The sequence below is a fragment of the Kitasatospora sp. NPDC002551 genome (genome assembly GCF_040296005.1).
Classification (GTDB): Bacteria; Actinomycetota; Actinomycetes; order Streptomycetales; family Streptomycetaceae; genus Kitasatospora.
The window spans coordinates 1-18,724 of the sequence record NZ_JBEOWI010000008.1 but is presented as its reverse complement, the minus strand read 5'-3'; the positions used below and the strand labels follow the sequence as shown (position 1 = coordinate 18,724).

Annotated in this window: 10 protein-coding genes; 1 reads left to right on the top strand and 9 read right to left on the bottom strand. The window is 73.5% G+C overall.

The features are described from left to right. Positions 1-17 precede the first annotated feature (17 nt). The 7 genes from ABT093_RS10330 to ABT093_RS10300 form a co-directional block, all read right to left on the bottom strand. Entirely contained in the window at positions 18-1,250 is a 1,233-nt protein-coding gene (locus tag ABT093_RS10330; protein ID WP_350562484.1) for an acetate kinase, read from the bottom strand. After that, positions 1,247-3,394, bottom strand: coding sequence for a phosphate acetyltransferase (pta, locus tag ABT093_RS10325; RefSeq protein ID WP_350562482.1), 2,148 nt, complete (start codon positions 3,392-3,394; stop codon positions 1,247-1,249). Before pta ends, ABT093_RS10330 begins: the two co-directional genes overlap by 4 nt. 132 nt (positions 3,395-3,526) lie before the next feature. Then, positions 3,527-4,207 (bottom strand): hypothetical protein, encoded by a 681-nt coding sequence (locus ABT093_RS10320; RefSeq protein ID WP_350562480.1) that lies wholly within the window; start codon positions 4,205-4,207, stop codon positions 3,527-3,529. Positions 4,208-4,256: 49 nt separating this feature from the next. Further along, positions 4,257-6,572 carry a 1,4-alpha-glucan branching protein GlgB gene (gene glgB / locus ABT093_RS10315; RefSeq protein ID WP_502884193.1) on the bottom strand — a complete coding sequence of 772 codons (2,316 nt, stop codon included), beginning with the start codon at positions 6,570-6,572 and terminating at the stop codon, positions 4,257-4,259. An 80-nt stretch (positions 6,573-6,652) separates the two neighbouring features. Next, positions 6,653-8,137 carry a maltokinase N-terminal cap-like domain-containing protein gene (locus ABT093_RS10310; protein ID WP_350562478.1) on the bottom strand — a complete coding sequence of 495 codons (1,485 nt, stop codon included), beginning with the start codon at positions 8,135-8,137 and terminating at the stop codon, positions 6,653-6,655. Between the two features lie 242 nt (positions 8,138-8,379). Beyond that, complete coding sequence (treS, locus tag ABT093_RS10305) at positions 8,380-10,104, bottom strand: maltose alpha-D-glucosyltransferase (protein WP_350562476.1); 1,725 nt, start codon at positions 10,102-10,104, stop codon at positions 8,380-8,382. Then, positions 10,101-12,056 (bottom strand): alpha-1,4-glucan--maltose-1-phosphate maltosyltransferase, encoded by a 1,956-nt coding sequence (locus tag ABT093_RS10300; protein ID WP_350562786.1) that lies wholly within the window; start codon positions 12,054-12,056, stop codon positions 10,101-10,103. Before ABT093_RS10300 ends, treS begins: the two co-directional genes overlap by 4 nt. A gap of 1,032 nt (positions 12,057-13,088) precedes the next feature. On the opposite strand from ABT093_RS10300, the gene glgP reads away from it, so the two are divergent. Further along, positions 13,089-15,752 (top strand): alpha-glucan family phosphorylase, encoded by a 2,664-nt coding sequence (gene glgP, locus ABT093_RS10295; RefSeq protein ID WP_350562474.1) that lies wholly within the window; start codon positions 13,089-13,091, stop codon positions 15,750-15,752. A 55-nt stretch (positions 15,753-15,807) separates the two neighbouring features. Here the strand turns inward: glgP and ABT093_RS10290 are convergent, their stop codons facing one another. Both ABT093_RS10290 and ABT093_RS10285 read right to left on the bottom strand, forming a co-directional pair. Then, positions 15,808-16,560, bottom strand: coding sequence for a class I SAM-dependent methyltransferase (locus ABT093_RS10290; protein WP_350562472.1), 753 nt, complete (start codon positions 16,558-16,560; stop codon positions 15,808-15,810). 144 nt (positions 16,561-16,704) lie between these two features. After that, positions 16,705-18,573, bottom strand: coding sequence for an ABC transporter ATP-binding protein (locus ABT093_RS10285; protein WP_350562470.1), 1,869 nt, complete (start codon positions 18,571-18,573; stop codon positions 16,705-16,707). Positions 18,574-18,724 lie beyond the last annotated feature (151 nt).

Genomic DNA, 18,724 nt, shown 5'->3' with positions numbered 1-18,724 from the left:
ATCGAGACGACGGGGGGTCAGTTTTCGGACGTCCGGTGCACCAGGGCGAAGGCCTGCCGGGCGATCTCCAGCTCCTCGTCGGTGGGGACGACGGCGACCGCCACCCGCGCCCTGCCGCCCGAGGGCAGCAGCGCGGGGGAGATGATCCTCGGCTCGCGCGAGCGTACCGAGTTGAGTTCGGGGTCGACGGCGATGCCCAGTTCCTCCAGCCCGGCCGCGGCGGCCGCCCGCACCGGTGCCGCGTTCTCCCCGACACCCGCGGTGAAGGCGATCGCGTCCACCCGGCCGAGCACCGCGTAGTACCCGCCGATGTACTTGCGCACCCGGTGGACGTACGTGTCGAAGGCCAGCTTCGCGTCCGCGTCGCCCTCGTCGGCGCGGCGCATGATCTCGCGCATGTCGTTGTCGCCGCACAGGCCCAGCAGGCCGCTGCGGCGGTTGAGCAGGTCGTCGATCCCGTCGATCGACAGCCCGCCCACCCGGTGCAGGTGGAAGACCACGCCCGCGTCGATGTCACCCGAACGAGTGCCCATCACCAGACCCTCCAGGGGGGTCAGGCCCATCGAGGTGTCGACGCAGCGCCCGCCGCTCACCGCCGAGGCGGAGGCGCCGTTGCCCAGGTGCAGCACGATCACGTTGACCTCGGCCGGGTCCTTGCCGAGCAGCCGCGCGGTGGCCCGCGAGACGTACTGGTGCGAGGTGCCGTGGAAGCCGTAGCGGCGCACCCGGTGCTCGTCGGCCACCGCCTTGTCGATCGCGTACCGGGCCGCGTACTCGGGCATCGAGGCGTGGAAGGCGGTGTCGAAGACGGCCACCTGCGGCAGGTCGGGCCGCAGCGCGCGGGCCACCTCGATGCCGGTGATGTTGGCCGGGTTGTGCAGCGGCGCCACGGGGATCAGCCGGCGGATCTCCTTGAGCACGTCGTCGGTGATCACGGTCGGCTCGGTGAACCGCAGCCCGCCGTGCACCACCCGGTGGCCGATCGCGGCCAGCTCGGGCGAGTCCAGCCCGAGGCCGTCGGCGGCCAGCTCCTCGGCGACCGCCTTGAGGGCCGCGCCGTGGTCGGGGAAAGCCTGGACGGTCTCCCGCTCCGGCCCGCCGCGCGGGGTGTGCACCAGCCGGCCGCCGGCCTCGCCGATCCGCTCGACCAGCCCGGAGGCGAGCCGGTCGCCGTCCAGCATGTCGATCAGCTGGTACTTCACCGACGAGGAGCCGGCGTTCAGCACCAGGACCCGCGTACCCGCACTCATGCCGTGCCCCCTTCGGCGCGCGGCCCCGACCCGCGCTCCTGCGACTGGATGGCGGTGATCGCCACCGTGTTGACGATGTCCTGGACCAGTGCGCCGCGCGACAGGTCGTTGACCGGCTTGCGCAGCCCCTGGAGCACCGGCCCGACGGCGACCGCCCCGGCCGAGCGCTGGACCGCCTTGTAGGTGTTGTTGCCGGTGTTGAGGTCCGGGAAGATCAGGACGGTCGCCCGGCCGGCCACCGGCGAGCCCGGCAGCTTGGTCGCCGCGACGTGCGTGTCCACCGCGGCGTCGTACTGGATCGGCCCCTCGACCAGGATGTCCGGGCGCAGCTCGCGCACCAGCTCGGTGGCCTTGCGGACCTTGTCGACGTCCGCGCCGGAGCCGGAGGTGCCGGTCGAGTAGGAGAGCATCGCGACCCTCGGCTCGACGCCGAACTGGGCGGCGGTGGCGGCCGACTGGATGGCGATGTCGGCGAGCTGCTGGGCGTCCGGGTCGGGGTTGACCGCGCAGTCGCCGTAGACCAGCACCTTGTCCGCCAGGCACATGAAGAAGACGCTGGAGACGATGGACGCGCCCGGCGAGGTCTTGATCACCTCGAAGGCGGGCCGGATGGTGGCGGCGGTGGAGTGCACCGCGCCGGAGACCATGCCGTCGGCGATGCCCTCCTGCACCATCAGGGTGCCGAAGTAGGAGACGTCGGTGACCACGTCCAGGGCCAGCTCGACGGTCATGCCCTTGTGCGCCCGCAGCTTGGCGTACAGCTCGGCGAACTGGCGGCGCAGCGGGCTGGTCGCCGGGTCGACGATCCGCACCTGGGCGCGGTCGGCGCCGGGCTCCTCCGCCGGCAGGTCGATGCCCAGGGCCGCGGCCTTGCGGCGGACGGCGTCGGCCTCGCCGAGCAGGGTGAGGTCGCAGATGTTGCGGCGCAGCAGGATCTCGGCGGCGCGCAGCACCCGCTCCTCGGTGCCCTCCGGCAGCACGACGTGCCGGCGGCCCGCCCTGGCCCGCTCCAGCAGCTCGTGCTCGAACATCATCGGGGTCACCCGCTCGGACCGGCCGACCTCGATCAGCTTGGTCAACTCGTCGGTGTCGACGTGCAGTTCGAACAGGCCGAGGGCGGTCTCGGCCTTCCGCGGGCTGGCCGCGGAGAGTTTGCCCTCCAGGTGGGTGAGGGCGGCGGCGGTGAGCCAGCTGCCCTCGGGGACGACCGCGACCGGGGTGCCGGGGGCCAGCCGGGCGGCCAGCGCCATCACGTTCGGGCCGGGGTGCTGGCCCAGGGTGAGCAGCACGCCGGCGATCGGCGGGGCGCCGGCGGCGTGCGCGGCCAGCGAGCCGATCACCAGGTCGGCGCGGTCCCCGGGGGTGACCACCAGCGCGCCCTCGGTCAGCGCGTCCAGGAAGGTCGGCAGCATGGCGCCGCCGAAGACGAAGCCGCGCACGTCCCGGGCCAGCCCGGCCGCGTCGCCGAGCAGCACCTCGGCGCCGGTCGCGTCGACCAGCTGGGCGACGGTCGGCGCGGCCAGTGCCGGCTCCTCGGGGATGACGTACGCCGGGATCGGCAGCTTCTCGGTGAGCTTGCGCTGGACCGGCTGCTTGGCGGCGGGGGCGACCCGGTTGGCGATCATCGCCAGGGTCTCGCAGCCGAGGTCGGTGTAGGCCCGGTGGGCGTTGCGGACCTCGGCGATCACCGTCTCGGCGTCCTCGCCGTGCCCGCCGACCACCGGCAGCACCGCGGCGCCGAACTCGTTGGCGAGCCGGGCGTTGAAGGCCAGCTCGTCGGGGATGTTGGTGCCGGCGAAGTCGGTGCCCAGCACCAGGACCGCCTGGCAGCGCCGCTCCAGCGCGTGGAAGCGGTCCACCAGCACCGAGACCAGCTCGTCCTGCCCCTGCGCGGCCTGCAGCGCGGTGGCCTCCTCGTAGGTGAGGCCGTACAGCTCGGTGGCCGGCAGGTCCAGCCGGTACCGGGCGCGCAGCAGCTCGACCACGTGGTCCGAGCCGGCCTCGCCCGGTGCCTGGGCGTGCACCAGGGGGCGGAACACCCCGACCCGGTCCACCCGGCGGGTGAGCAGCTCCATGACCCCGAGCTCCACCGCCTGGCGACCGTCCCCGCGGTCGATCCCGGTCACGTACACGCTGCGCGCCACGCGGCTCTCTCCGTCCCGTCGTCTCAGGAAGTGGTCATATCGACCATACCTTCGCACCGTGAACGGCCGTCCGCGAGCAGAGCGCCCGGGCGGGGGCAAGGGGCCGAAGGTCATCGGGGGAGCCGCGGGTCATCAGGGGAAGCGGTCGGGGCCGGTGAGCCGCACTGCCACCCCGGCGGGCCGCTCGGCGAGGGACAGCCGCGTGACGCGCTTGTCCAGCAGCCAGCCGTGCCGGTGGACCAGGCTCTCGCCCGGGCCGGGCCCCGGCCGCCAGCCGTCGGCGGCCAGCCGGGCCCGCAGCCGGAGTGCCGCCTCGGTGACGGACAGGCCCCCGGTGCTCACGACCAGGAGGTCGCGGCGGCAGGCGTGCAGTCCGCAGCTGCGGTCAGGGCCGCTGTCCTCGGCGACGGCGAGGCCGGGCGGCAGCGACAGCTCGGAGCGGTCCGGGGAGAAGGGCTCGTGGACGGCCAGCTGGTAGAGCAGGCCGATGACGAGGCCGACCAGGGAGTGGGCGGCGATCGCGATGGTCGCCCCGGCGGCCGGCTGGCCGGAGCCCCGGGCGGGCCGGGGCCCGTACCGCCGCCGCTCGGCCAGGGCGCCGAGCAGGACCACCAGTCCGGCGGCGAGCGGGTAGCCGGACTGGGACTCGGCGGTGGCCCGGCTGTGGAACCACGCGTACTCCAGCCCGACCGGGATCACCGCCAGGGCGGCCAGGACGGCGGCGACCACCACCCCGACCACCCTCGTGCGGGCCAGTGCCGCCCAACAGGCCAGCGGCAGCAGGACATAGCCCCAGCCCAGCACCAATCCCACAGAAGGCCCCCCGCCCGCTGCCGACGTCTCAGGCGGGGAGCCTAGAACGTCACGCCGGGCGGAGCCAGAGGGTCGCGAGCGGCGGCAGCACCAGCTCGGCGCTGCGCGGCTGGCCGTTCCAGGCGATCGCCTCGGCCTTCACCGGACGGGAGTTGGCCGTCCCGCTGCCACCGTACTCCGCGGCGTCGGTGTTGAGGGCCTCCTCCCACAGCTGGTCGCGGCCGGTCAGCTCGGGCAGGCCGACCCGGTGGCCGTGCCGGACGACGGGGGAGAAGTTGCAGACGGCCACCAGGGGGGTGCCGTCGGCGGCGTGGCGGACGAAGGAGAGCAGGTTGTCCTCGGCGCAGCCGCCGTCGAGCCAGCGGAAGCCCGCCGGCGTGGTGTCCTGCTCCCAGAGCGCCGGGCTCTCGAGATAGCACCGGTTGAGGTCGCGGACCAGCCGGCGTACGCCCCGGTGCTCCTGGTGCGCCGGCCACTGCTCGTCGAGCACCCACCACTGCGGGCCCTGCTCGTGGTGCCACTCCGAGCCCTGGGCGAACTCCTGCCCCATGAAGAGCAGTTGCTTGCCGGGGTGGGCCCACATGAAGCCCAGGTAGGCGCGGTGGTTGGCGCGCTGCTGCCACCAGTCGCCGGGCATCTTGGCGACCAAAGCCTGCTTGCCGTGCACCACCTCGTCGTGCGAGATCGGCAGGATGTAGTTCTCCGAGTAGGCGTACACCATCGAGAAGGTGATCTCGTTGTGGTGGTACTTGCGGTGCACCGGGTCCTTGCTCATGTAGACCAGGGAGTCGTGCATCCAGCCCATGTTCCACTTGAGGCCGAAGCCGAGGCCGCCCTGGTCGGTGGGCCGGGTGACGCCGTCCCAGGCGGTGGACTCCTCGGCGACGGTGAGCACGCCGGGGCAGCGCCGGTAGACGGTGGCGTTCATCTCCTGCAGGAAGGCGGCCGCGTCGAGGTTCTCCCGCCCGCCGAACCGGTTGGGCGTCCAGCCGCCGCTGTCGCGCGAGTAGTCGAGGTAGAGCATGGAGGCGACGGCGTCCACCCGCAGGCCGTCGACGTGGAACTCCTCGCACCAGTAGACCGCGTTGGCGACCAGGAAGTTGCGCACCTCGATCCGGCCGTAGTCGAACTCCAGGGTGCCCCAGTCCGGGTGCTCGGCGCGAAGCGGGTCGGCCGGCTCGTACAGCGGCTCGCCGTCGAAGCGGGCGAGCGCGAAGTCGTCCTTGGGGAAGTGCGCCGGCACCCAGTCGACGATCACGCCGATGCCGTGCTGATGCAGGGTGTCGACCAGGAAGCGGAAGTCGTCCGGACTGCCGAGCCGGGCCGTGGGCGCGTAGTAGCCGGACACCTGGTAGCCCCAGGAGCCGCCGAACGGGTGCTCCATGACCGGCATGAACTCCACGTGGGTGAAGTTCAGCTCCTTCAGGTACCCGGGGAGTTCGGCGGCGATGGCACGGTAGTCGGTGAGGTCGGGGCGCCAGGACGGCAGGTGCAGCTCGTACACCGACATCGGCGCGCGGTGGTGCGCGGTGCGCGCCCGGCGGGCCATCCACTCGCCGTCCTGCCACCGGTGGGCGGAGGCGGTGACGACCGAGGCGGTGCCGGGCGGGACCTGCGCGGCGCGGGCGAGCGGGTCGGCCTTGTCGAGCACCCAGCCCTGCCGGGTGTGGATCTCGTACTTGTACTGGGCGCCCTCGCCGAGGTCCGGGACGAACAGTTCCCAGACGCCGGAGGAGCCGAGCGAGCGCATCGGGTGGCCGGTGCCGTCCCAGTGGTTGAAGTCGCCGATCAGCCGCACGCCCACGGCGTTCGGCGCCCAGACGGCGAACGCGGTGCCGGGCACGCCGTCCACGGTGCGCAGGTGCGAGCCGAGGGCCTTCCAGAGCTGCTCGTGCCGGCCCTCGGAGATGAGGTGCAGGTCGAGCTCGCCGAGGGTGGGCGGGGTGCGGTAGCCGTCGTGCTGGCGGATCGGCTCGCCGCCCGGGTAGCTGACCAGCAGCCGGTAGTCGGGCGCCTGCGGCGCGGCGAGCAGGCCGGTGAACAGGCCGCCCTGCTGGTGGGTGAGTTCGACGGGCCCCTGCCCGGTCTCCACCACGACCCGCTCGGCGAACGGGCGCAGCACCCGGATCGCGGTGCCGCCGTGCACCGGGTGGGCGCCGAGCAGGGCGTGCGGGTCGTGGTGCTGGCCGCCGACCAGCCGGTCCACCTCGCCGGGCGGCAGCGGCGCCTCGGGCAGCCGCAGCGCCCCCGCGGGCGTGGCGGGCGCCGGCTCGGCGGGTCCGGGGGCGGGCGCCGGCTCGGCCCGCCGGTCGGTCGCGGGCTCACGCTTCGGGGAGTCCGGGCCGGCCAGGAAGGTGGCCGGCACGGGGCGGGTGGTGCGGCCTGGCGGGTCGAGCGGCGTCACGGCGAGGACCTCTCTCGGAGCGGGGGGAGGGACGGGGGACGTCAGACGGTGAGGGCCAGCCGGTTGATCGCGGCGAGCGGGATCGGCAGCCAGCTCGGCCGGTGCCGGGCCTCGTACACCACCTCGTAGACCGCCTTGTCGATCTCCAGCGCGCGCATCAGCTCCGGCGAGGCGGCCGGGTCGGTGCCGCCGCCCGCGGTGTAGCCGGCGCAGAAGGCGGTGCGGTTGCGCTGCGCCCAGGCGGCGGCCAGGTGCGCCAGCTCCGGGTCCGGCGGCCCGCCGGCCAGCAGGTGGGCGGCGGCGTAGTCGAAGGAGCGGAGCATCGCGGCGACGTCCCGCAGCGCGGTCTGCGGCTCGCGCCGCTCGGCGACCGACTTGGCCGGCTCGCCCTCGAAGTCCAGCAGCACCCAGCCGTGCGGGGTGCGCATCGCCTGGCCGAGGTGCAGGTCGCCGTGGATCCGCTGGACCGGCAGGCCGTCCGGGTGGGCGTCGGCCATCTGCCCGAAGGCCGAGCGCAGCGCGCCGCGGTAGCGCGTCAGCCCGGGGACGGCGCTCACCGCGCCGTCCAGCCGGTCGGCCATCGCGGCGGCCAGTTGCCGGGTCTGGGTGCGGTCCAGCCGGGCGACCGGCATCGAGCGGGCGAGCACCCGGTGCACCTCGGCGGTGGCCCGGCCGAGCCGGTGCGCCTCGATCGCGAAGTTGCCCGGCGACGGGTCGCCCTTGAGCCGGCCGACCTGGTCGAGGGCGAGCTCCCAGCCGTCCTCGGCCTCGGGGAGGTAGCGCTGGAGCAGCCCGAGGGTGGCCGGCTCGGCGCGCTCCAGGCGGCTCTCGAACCAGGCGGCGACCCGGGGGATGCGGGTCGAGCCGGCCCGGGAGAGCGCGAGCGACAGTTCGAGGTCGGGGTTGGTGCCGGGGTGGACGCGGCGGAACAGCTTCAGGATGTACGAGGTGCCGTAGATGACCGAGCTGTTGGACTGCTCGGCGGTGGAGGCGCGGCCGGGCAGGTTGGTGGGCAGTCCGGAGCCGGGGGTGCGGCGGAAGGACAGCGAGCCGAACCGGTCGCCGGTGGCCAGGTGCTCCAGCAGCCGCCCGGTGAGCTCCGGGTCGTGCACCGCGTCGTAGAGCGCCGCCCCGTCGTACGGGCCCTGGGTGAGCCGGCCGAGGACGGCGGCCGGTTCGATGACGGTCGGGCCCTGCGAGCGGATGCCGAGCAGCAGTTGGTACAGGTCGCCCTGCGGTGCGCCGGTGGTGGCGTGCTCGACCCGGAGCAGCAGGTGCAGCAGGGCGGGGTCGCCGACCTGCAGGGGGGTGCCGACCACGGGGACCAGACCGGTGATCGGCCGGCCCTTCCCGGCGTACCAGCGTTGGGTGGGGAGCCACTCGGCGATCAGCGGCAGCGCCGCCTGGACGAGTTCGCTGACCCCCAGGGCGGTCCTCCGGACCCCGGTGCCCCGCGGGGCGGCCGCCGCGGTGGCGGCGGGGGCGTCACGGTGCAGGGGGGCCTGCGAACGGGAGGTTTCGGACATGACTCCCTTTCCCCGGAGGAGCTGGGCGGACCGCCCGACGGGTCTGGCCGGGTCCGTCAGTCTTCCGGATTGCGGCGGCGCGGCGGCGCGGCACGCGAGCGGTGGGCCCGGGTGTCACGCCTTCGTGTGGGTGGCCGTTGGGCTGTTCTCCGTACGCGGTGGTGCAGAGACGACCGGGGGCGCGGGGTGAGAACTCGCGCCCCCGGAGGCTTCGGAGGGGTCTGCGGCAGGGTGCCGGATCGTTACTTCGATCGCCTGGTTCCGCTCAGCCTGGGGGGCTGGCGGAGCTGGAACCAGTAGAAGCCGTGGCCGGCGAGGGTGAGCAGGTACGGCCACTCGCCGATCGAGGGGAAGCGCACCCCGCCGATCAGCTCGACCGGGTTCCGTCCGCCGTACTGCCTCAGGTCCAGTTCGGTCGGCTGCGCGAAGCGGGAGAAGTTGTTCACGCACATGACCAGGTCCCCCTCGTGCTCGCGCACGAAGGCCAGCACCGCGGGGTTGCTGGAGGGCAGTTCGGTGTAGGTGCCGAGGCCGAACGCCGGGTTGAGCTTGCGGATCTCGATCATGCGACGCGTCCAGTGCAGCAGCGAACTCGAACTGCTTTGCTGCGCCTCGACGTTGGTCACCTGATAGCCGTACACCGGATCCATGATGGGCGGCAGACTGAGCCTGCCCGGGTCGGCGGAGGAGAAACCCGCGTTGCGGTCCGGGGTCCACTGCATCGGGGTCCGGACGCCGTCCCGGTCGCCCAGCCAGATGTTGTCCCCCATGCCGATCTCGTCCCCGTAGTAGAGCACCGGTGAGCCGGGCAGGGAGAGCAGCAGGGCGGTGAAGAGCTCGATCTGGTTGCGGTCGTTCTCCAGCAGCGGGGCGAGCCGCCGGCGGATGCCCACGTTGGCGCGCATCCGCGGGTCCTTGGCGTACTCCGCGTACATGTAGTCGCGCTCCTCGTCGGTGACCATCTCCAGGGTCAGCTCGTCGTGGTTGCGCAGGAAGATGCCCCACTGGCAGCCGTGCGGGATGTTGGGTGTCTTGGCGAGGATCTCCGAGACGGGGTAGCGGGACTCCCGGCGGACCGCCATGAAGATCCGCGGCATCACCGGGAAGTGGAACGCCATGTGGCACTCGTCGCCGCCGGAGGCGAAGTCGCCGAAGTAGTCGACGACGTCCTCCGGCCACTGGTTGGCCTCGGCGAGCAGCACGGTGTCCGGGTAGTTGGCGTCGATCTCCTTGCGGACCCGCTGGAGGAACTCGTGCGTCTCCGGCAGGTTCTCGCAGTTGGTGCCCTCGCGCGCGAACAGGTACGGCACCGCGTCCAGCCGGAACCCGTCGATGCCGAGGTCGAGCCAGAACCGCAGCCCGGCGATCATCTCGTCCTGGACCCGGGGGTTGTCGTAGTTGAGGTCCGGCTGGTGGGAGAAGAACCGGTGCCAGAAGTACTGCTTGCGCACCGGGTCGTAGGTCCAGTTGGAGGTCTCGGTGTCGACGAAGATGATCCGGGCGTCGGGGTACTGCTTGTCGTCGTCGGCCCACATGTAGAAGTCGCCGTACGGGCCGTCCGGGTCCTCCCGGGAGGCCTGGAACCACGGGTGCTGGTCGCTGGTGTGGTTCATGACGAAGTCGATGATCACGCGCATGCCCCGGGCGTGCGCGGCGTCCACGAACTCCATGAAGTCGGCGAGGTCGCCGAACTCCGGGAGCACCGCCTTGTAGTCGGACACGTCGTAGCCGCCGTCGCGCAGCGGCGAGGCGAAGAACGGCGGCAGCCAGAGGCAGTCGACGCCGAGCCACTGCAGGTAGTCGAGCTTGGACGTGAGCCCCTTGAGGTCCCCGACCCCGTCGCCGTTGCTGTCCTGGAAGGACCGCACCAGCACCTCGTAGAAGACCGCGCGCTTGAACCACTCCGGGTCCAGGTTCTTCTCGGAGGTCTCGGGGAAGGTGTCGGGGACGGGCTCGTTCACTGTCACGCTGGGTTCCTCCGAACCGTGAGGAGGTGGGCCGGCTCGGCGGAGGGGTCGAGCCGGACGTAGTTGTGCCGGCCCCACGTGTAGGCGGCACCGGTGAGCTCGTCGTGGACCGCGTACGGCCCGTCCCCGTCCAGGGTGACGGTGGCCTCCTGGGCGTGGTGGGGATCCAGGTTGACCACGGTGATGAGGTGGTCGGTGAGGCCGTCGGGTGTCAGGGCGGTCTTGGAGTAGGCGAGCACCTGGTCGTTGTCGGTGGGGTGGAAGCGCAGCGAACGCAGCTGCTGGAGGGCCGGGTGACGGCGGCGCAGCCGGTTCAGGACGGTGAGCAGCGGGGCGAGGGTGTCGGTGCGGCTCCAGTCCCGGGGGCGCAGTTCGTACTTCTCCGAGTGCAGGTACTCCTCGGATCCGGGGTGGGCCGGCTCGTTCTCGTGGAGCTCGAAGCCGGCGTACACGCCGTAGCTGGGGGAGAGGGTGGCGGCCAGCACGGCGCGGATCGCGAAGGCGGCCGGGCCGCCGTGCTGGAGGAAGGCGTGCAGGATGTCCGGGGTGTTGGCGAAGAGGTTGGGCCGCATGTACGAGGCCGTCTCGCCGGCCAGCTCGGTGAGGTACTCGGTGAGTTCCGCCTTGCTGTTGCGCCAGGTGAAGTACGTGTACGACTGGTGGAATCCGATCTTCCCCAGGGTGTGCATCATCGCGGGGCGGGTGAAGGCCTCGGCGAGGAACAGGACGTCCGGGTCGGTGCGGGCGATGTCGGCGAGCACCCGCTCCCAGAAGACCACCGGTTTGGTGTGCGGGTTGTCGACCCGGAAGATCCGTACGCCGTGCGCCATCCAGAACCGGAGGACCCGGATCGTCTCCTTGACGATTCCGTCCATGTCCTGGTCGAAGTTGATCGGATAAATATCCTGATATTTTTTCGGCGGATTTTCGGCGTAGGCGATGGTGCCGTCCGCGCGGTGGCTGAACCATTCCGGGTGCTTGTTGACCCACGGGTGGTCCGGCGAGCACTGGAGCGCGAAGTCCAGCGCCACCTCCAGGTGCAGCGCGGCGGCCTCGGCCACGAAGTGGTCGAAGTCCTCGATGGTGCCGAGGTCCGGGTGGACGGCGTCGTGGCCCCCCTCCGGCGAGCCGATCGCCCACGGCGAGCCGACGTCGTGCGGACCGGCCGTCAGGGTGTTGTCCGGGCCCTTGCGGAAGGCTCGCCCGATCGGGTGGACCGGCGGCAGGTAGACCACGTCGAAGCCCATCGCGGCGATCGCCGGCAGCCGCTCGGCGGCGGTCCGCAGGGTGCCCGAGCGGGGCGGCTCCACCCCGGCCGGGTCGACCACCGCGCCCTCCGAACGGGGGAAGAACTCGTACCAGGAGCCGAACAGCGCGCGCTCCCGGTCCACCTGGAGCGGCGCCGGCCGGGAGGCGCTCACCAGTTCGCGCAGCGGGAAGCGGCCGAGCAGCTCCTGCACCTCCGGGGCGAGCGCGGCGGCCAGCCGGGACAGCGGCGGCAGGCCCGGGTCGCGCAGCGCCTGCGCGGCGGCCAGCACCACCGCCCGGCCGTCCTTCTTCGGCACCCCGGTGGCCGCGCGCTCCAGCAGCTGGGCGCCCTCCTCCAGGACGAGCGCGGTGTCGATCCCGGCCGGCAGCTTGACCGAGGCGGTCCTGCGCCAGGTGGCCACCGGGTCGGACCACGCCTCCACCAGGTACGACCAGCGGCCGGGGGCGGTCGGGGTGACGTACGCGCCCCAGCGGTCGCTGCCCTCGGCCAGCTCGCGCATCGGCGTCCACGGGCCGCTGCGCCCGCGCGGGTCGCGCAGCACGACGTTGGCGCCGACCGCGTCGTGGCCCTCGCGGAACACGGTGGCGCAGACCCGGAAGGTCTCGCCGACCACGGCCTTGGCCGGGCGGCGGCCGGCGTCTACGAGGGGGCTGACGTCCAGGACGGGGATGCGGCCGATCACGGTGTCGCTCTCTGTCGTCTTGCGGGCGGCGGTCTTGCGGGGGGCCGCGGGCTTGGCACGGGCGTGCCCGGCGGCGGTCCGCGCGGCGGCGGTCCGCTCCGGTGCGGCGCCCTCGGCCTGCGCGGCCGAAGGGGTGGCGGTGCTCGCGCTGCGGCGGGTGGTGGTGCGCTTGCGCGGGGTCTCTGCCCGGTGGGGCCGGCCCTCCTCGGCCCCGGGTTGCCGGGCCGGTTCGTCCGGTCGCTCCGTACGCATAGCCACGGCACCCCTGGGCCCCGGCATCGCCGCGTCTGTCCGAGTGTCAGAATCCATCCGTCCGGCGGATTCCGCGACCGCTGCGTCGAGGGTGTCGGCCACCGGTGTGGACTGGTCCCGCGTGTCGCCGTGCATGCCAAACTCCTGCCCGAGATCGGCGGCAGCTCCCGCGGGCCGGTGCGGCCAGGGGAGTACCGGGAGGACTACTGGGTGGGGAGGACGTGCGACCGGAAGCCTGCCCGCGCCGCCGTTCCGGGCAACCTGCCCCGCTCCTGCTCGGCCCGTGGCACAGGGCCCGAGAGCCCGCGCGCGTTCCGGCGCACGCCTCTCCGGGCGTGCCCTCGGACGACCCGACCCACCCGTGAACGAGCAGGGCGGGACCGAGGACACGCGGCGGTCCGCGATGGGCGCCGAATGGACCAATCAGGATGAGGAACGGTCAACGCGAAAAGGATTCGGACGTGCTGCTTCGCGGGGGAACGCCACCCGTCTCCGCACACCCCGCAGCATCAACGACCGTGCTTCATCCTCGCACCGGTGGCCCCGATTCCGCAGCGGTACGCGAGGAGTTTCAGCGCCGATCGGCCGCGGACCCGCCGGCGGAAATGGATCTGTTCCACGGTGTTCACGCATTGGTGGCGCGGCCCCGCCGAAAGTGCGCCTCGCGCGCCCCCCGTGCAGACCAATGCGCCGAATGCGATCTCATCAATAGGCCGAACGGATGCCGAATAGCCCAACTGACGCACCATCATGCCATCCGCCGAGGCTACGCTTCACGCCGTGAAGGCAATCCGCAGATTCACCGTCCGCACCGTCCTGCCCGAACAACTCCAGCCGTTGCACGAGCTGGCCCTCAACCTGCGCTGGTCCTGGCACCCCGAGACCCGGGACCTCTTCCGGTCCGTGGACCCGGACGTCTGGGCCGCGACGGGCGAGGACCCGGTGCGACTGCTCGGGGAGGTGCCCGCCGCCCGGCTCGTCGCGCTCGCCGCCGACCGCCGGTTCCTGCGCCGGCTCGGCGACCTCGCCGACGACCTGCGGGAGTACCTGGCCGGCCCGCGCTGGTACCAGAGCGCCGGGCAGCAGGCCGCCGCCCCGCTGCCCGCCGCCATCGCCTACTTCTCGCCCGAGTACGGCATCGCCGCCGCGCTGCCCCAGTACTCCGGCGGCCTCGGCATCCTGGCCGGCGACCACCTCAAGGCCGCCAGCGACCTCGGCGTCCCGGTCATCGGCGTCGGCCTCTTCTACCGGCACGGCTACTTCCGGCAGTCCCTGGACCGGGACGGCTGGCAGCAGGAGCGCTACCCGCTGCTGGACCCGGACGAGCTGGCCGTCACCCTGCTCCGCGAGGCCGACGGCACCCCCAGCCGGGTCGACCTCGCCCTGCCCGGCGGCCGCACCCTGGCCGCGCACATCTGGAAGGCCCAGGTCGGCCGCGTCCCGCTGCTGCTGCTCGACTCCGGCATCGAGGCCAACTCGCCCGCCGAGCGCGACGTCACCGACCGCCTCTACGGCGGCGGCAGCGAGCACCGGCTGCTCCAGGAGATGCTGCTGGGCATCGGCGGCGTCCGGGCGGTGCGCGCCTACCAGCGGCTCACCGGCCACCCCGCCCCCGAGGTCTTCCACACCAACGAGGGCCACGCCGGCTTCCTCGGCGTCGAGCGGATCCGCGAACTGGTCGCCGACGCCGGCCTCGACTTCGCCGCCGCCCTGGAGGCGGTCCGGGCCGGCACCCTGTTCACCACCCACACGCCCGTCCCGGCCGGCATCGACCGCTTCGACCGCGAGCTGGTCGCCCGGCACTTCGGCGGCGACACCGCGCTGCCCGGCGTCCCGGTCGAGCAGGTGCTCGCGCTCGGCGCCGAGACCTGGCGCGGTGGCGACCCCAAGCTGTTCAACATGGCCGCCATGGGCCTGCGGCTCGCCCAGCGCGCCAACGGCGTCTCCACCCTGCACGGCGAGGTCAGCCGCTCGATGTTCAACGGCCTCTGGCCCGGCTTCGACCCCGCCGACGTGCCGATCACCTCGGTCACCAACGGCGTGCACGCCGCCACCTGGATCGACCCGGCCGTCGTGCGGCTCGGCGCCGCCGAGATCGGCGCCGACCGCGCCGAGGAGGCCATGACCACCGGCGACACCCAGCGCTGGACCGGGCTGGAGAGGATCGGCAACACCGAGATCTGGGACCTGCGCCGCACCCTGCGCGCCCAGCTGGTCGACGAGGTCCGCGACCGGCTGCGCGCCTCCTGGCGCCAGCGCGGGGCCGGGGAGGCCGAACTCGGCTGGGTCTCCTCGGTGCTCGACCCCGACGTGCTCACCATCGGCTTCGCCCGCCGGGTGCCCTCCTACAAGCGGCTCACCCTGATGCTCCGCGACCCGCAGCGGCTGCGCGCGCTGCTGCTGCACCCGACCCGGCCGGTGCAGATCGTGGTCGCCGGCAAGGCCCACCCGGCCGACGACGGCGGCAAGCGGCTGATCCAGCAGATGGTCGCCTTCGCCGACGACCCCGCCGTCCGGCACCGGATCGTCTTCCTGCCGGACTACGACATGGCGATGGCCCGGCGCCTCTACCCCGGCTGCGACGTCTGGCTGAACAACCCGCTGCGCCCGCTGGAGGCCTGCGGCACCTCCGGGATGAAGGCGGCGCTCAACGGCTGCCTCAACCTGTCGGTGCTGGACGGCTGGTGGGACGAGTGGTTCGACGGCCGGAACGGCTGGGCGATCCCCACCGCCGACACCGGCGAGCGGGTGCTCGACCCGGACAGCCGGGAGGCCGAGCGGCGCGACGACATCGAGGCCGCCGCGCTCTACGACCTGATCGAGGAGCAGGTGGCCGGCCGGTTCTACGACCGGGGCTCGGACGGCCTGCCGCACCGGTGGATCGCCATGGTCCGGCACACCCTGGTCACCCTCGGGCCCAAGGTGCTGGCCGGGCGGATGGTGCGCGAGTACGTCGAACGGCTCTACGCCCCGGCCGCGCTGGCCCAGCGGGAGCTGGCCGGGACGGGCGCGTTCCGGGCCGCCCACGAGCTGGCCGAGTGGAAGGCGAAGGTGCGCGAGGCCTGGCCGGCCGTCCGGGTGGAGCACGTCGAGGCGGACTCCCCGGACGAGGCGCAGGAGCTGGGCAGCGCGCTGGCGCTGCGGGTGCAGGTGGCGCTCGGCACCCTGCAGCCGGCCGACGTCGAGGTGCAGGCGGTCTCCGGCCGGGTCGACGAGTCGGACCGGATCTCCGACGCCTGCCTGCTCGCCCTCAAGCCGGTCGGCGGGCCCGACCTGGACGGGCGGACCAGGTACGAGGGCTCCCTGGAGCTCTGCCGCACCGGGCCGTTCGGCTACACCGTGCGGGTGCTGCCCGCCCACCGCCGGCTGGCCTCGCCCGCCGAGCTGGGCCTGGTGGCGCTGCCGCCGGAGGCGGCGGGGATGGACGCCGGGCTGCTGCGCTGAGCCGGCTTTCGGAAGGGGCGGGGCGCCGGTCCGGCCGGCGCCCCGCCCGCCCCACCTACCGCACGGCGGCCACCAGGGCGTCGGTGACCGAGCGCCAGGCCACCCCGGCCTCGGCGAAGCCGGCCTCCCGCAGCCGCTCGACGTGCCAGCCGGTCGGGTGGGACTCGCCGTCGGCGTGCGAGCCGTACAGCCGGTTGCGGGCGGCCACCTGCTCGGTGAGCAGCGGGTCGGCCGCGGCGGCGAGCCACCAGCCCTCCCAGTCCAGGACGCCCTCGGCCTTCTCGCGCTCCTGCCGCCCGTGCCGCAGGGTCCGTTCGGCGGTGTTGAGCAGCGGGATCGCCGGGTCGGGCATGTGGTCGGCGTTGAGGAACACCCCGCCGGGGCGGAGCAGGCCGGCCAGGTCGCCGAAGAGCCGGACCAGGGCGGTGCCGGGCAGCCAGTGCAGCGCGGTGGCGGTCACCACCGCGTCGAACGGGCCCGGCGGCAGGGCGTCGGCCCACCGCGGGTCCTTGAGGTCGGCGGTGACCAGGGTGAACCGCTCGTCCTCGCCGAGGACGCCGCGGGCGATGGCCATCAGCGCCGGGTCCTGGTCGACGCCGACGCTGGTGGCGCCGGGCAGCCGGGCGAGCAGGCGCTCGGTGATGCTGCCGGTGCCGCAGGCGAGGTCGAGGACGCGCGGGGCGGGCCCGGTCACCGCCTCGACGAGGTCGAGCATCACCCGGAACCGCTCCTCGCGGTCGGGCAGGTACCACTCCTGCTGGCGGTCCCAGCTGCGCTGCCACTGCTCCCAGTGGTGACGGTCGACCATGGTCGCTCCCCTTCGTGAGGCGTGGGTGGGGCGGGTGGGTGAGGCGGGCCTGTGGGCCGGGCCGATGGGCCCCGGGAACGACCATAGGCCCTTTCAGTAATGGACGAAAGGGCCCTGGGTCTCTTACCTGTGGAGTGTCGGCGGTCAGACCAGGCTGTCCCGCCAGGCCCGGTGCAGCTGGGCGAAGCGTCCCTCGCGGTCGATCAGCTCGCGCGGGGTGCCGTCCTCGACGATCCGGCCCTGGTCCATCACCAGCACCCGGTCCGCGATCTCCACGGTGGAGAGGCGGTGGGCGATGATCACGGCCGTCCGGCCGGCCAGCACGGTGCGCATCGCCTGCTGCACCGCCTGTTCGCCGGGCACGTCCAGCGAGCTGGTGGCCTCGTCCAGGATCAGCACCGCCGGGTCGGCGAGCAGCGCGCGGGCGAAGGCGACCAGCTGCCGCTGGCCGGCCGAGATCCGCCCGCCGCGCTTGCGCACGTCGGTGTCGTAGCCGTCCGGCAGCTCGGCGATGAAGTCGTGCGCGCCGATCGCCTTCGCGGCCGCCTCGATCTCGGCGCGCTCGGCACCCGGACGGCCGATGGCGATGTTCTCGGCGACCGTGCCGGAGAACAGGAAGGACTCCTGGGTCACCATCACCACCCCGCGCCGCAGCTCCGGGCCGGACAGCTCGCGCAGGTCCACCCCGTCCAGGGTGATCCGGCCCTCGGTCGGGTCGTAGAACCGGGCGAGCAGCTTGGCCACCGTCGACTTGCCCGCGCCGGTCGCGCCGACCACGGCGACGGTCTGCCCGGCCGGCAGCAGCAGGTCGAACGGCGGCAGCACCTCCTTGCCGGTCCGGTAGGCGAACCGGGTCTTCTCGAAGTGCACCTCCCGGCCCTTGATCGTCGAGGCCGGCAGCTCCGTGGGCGCGGCCGGCTCGGCCACGGTGGGCTCGTGGGCGAGCAGGCCGGCGATCTTCTCCAGCGCGGCGGCGGCCGACTGGTAGCTGTTCAGGAACATCGCCAGCTGGTCGATCGGCTCGAACAGCCGGTGCAGGTAGAGCACGAAGGCGGTCAGCACGCCCAGCTCGACCGAGCCGTCGGTGACCAGGTACGCGCCGAGCACCACCACGCCGGTGGTCCAGATGTTGGCCGTCATCCGGGACAGGCCCCCGTACCGGGCGACCTCCAGCAGGCTGTCCGCGGTGGCGTCGGCCGACTGCCGGTTCACCACGCCGAAGGCGGCGTCGTTGGTCCGCTCGCGGCGGAACGCCTTCACCGGGCGGATGCCGTTCATGGTCTCGGTGAAGCGGACGATCAGCGAGGCCGCCGCGGTGCGCGAGCGCCGGTAGACCAGTCGCGAGCGGCGCCGGAACGACTGGGTGATCAGGGCCAGCGGGAGGAAGGCGAGCAGCGCGGCCAGGCCGAGCTGCCAGTCCAGCACCAGCAGGATCACCGATATGGAGCAGACCGACAGGGAGACCGTCAGCAGCTCCTGGAGCCCTTCGGACAGCAGCTCGCGCAGCGCCTCCACGTCGCTGGTGGCGCGCGAGATGATCCGGCCCGAGGTGTACCGCTCGTGGAAGTCCAGGCTGAGCCGCTGGGCGTGCCGGAAGATCCGGCCGCGCAGGTCCATCAGGACGTCCTGGTTGACCCGGGCGCTGACCCTGATGAACGTCCACTGGAACAGCGTGCCGAGCAGCGCGCAGCCCAGGTAGGCGGCGACCACGGCGACCAGCGGGCCGGCGTCGTGGTCGCGCAGCGCCGGGATGCCGCGGTCCATCGCGAGGGCGACCAGCAGCGGTCCGGACTGCAGGGCGGCCTGCTGGAGCAGGATCACCACCATCGCGGCGGCGATCCGGCCCCGGCGCGGGCCGAGCAGCGAGCGCAGCAGGGCGCTGGGTGCGCCGGGCGGGACGGGGATGTCCTCCTCGTCGGCCGGCGGGGTCGGCAGCTCCTCCTCGGCCGGGCCGGCCGCCCGGGTGCGGGCGTCCTTGGTGCGGGTGTCGGCGGGCTCGCAGGTGGTGGTCATCGGGCGGTGCTCCCCTCGGGGGGGGGGGGGGGGGGCGCCGGCCGGCGGGGGGGGGGGGGGGCCCGGGGGGGGGGGGGGCGGGGGGCCGGGGGGGGGCACCACCTTACCCACCGAGGCCGGGCAGGGGCACAGCCGGCGCGACGCCCCGCTG

Excerpts from the sequence above, each read along its gene's own strand:
- ABT093_RS10330 (WP_350562484.1), bottom strand. The coding sequence starts at position 1,250 with ATGAGTGCGGGTACGCGGGTCCTGGTGCTGAACGCCGGCTCCTCGTCG.
- ABT093_RS10310 (WP_350562478.1), bottom strand. The coding sequence starts at position 8,137 with ATGTCCGAAACCTCCCGTTCGCAGGCCCCCCTGCACCGTGACGCCCCC.
- ABT093_RS10290 (WP_350562472.1), bottom strand. The coding sequence starts at position 16,560 with ATGGTCGACCGTCACCACTGGGAGCAGTGGCAGCGCAGCTGGGACCGC.
- ABT093_RS10285 (WP_350562470.1), bottom strand. The coding sequence starts at position 18,573 with ATGACCACCACCTGCGAGCCCGCCGACACCCGCACCAAGGACGCCCGC.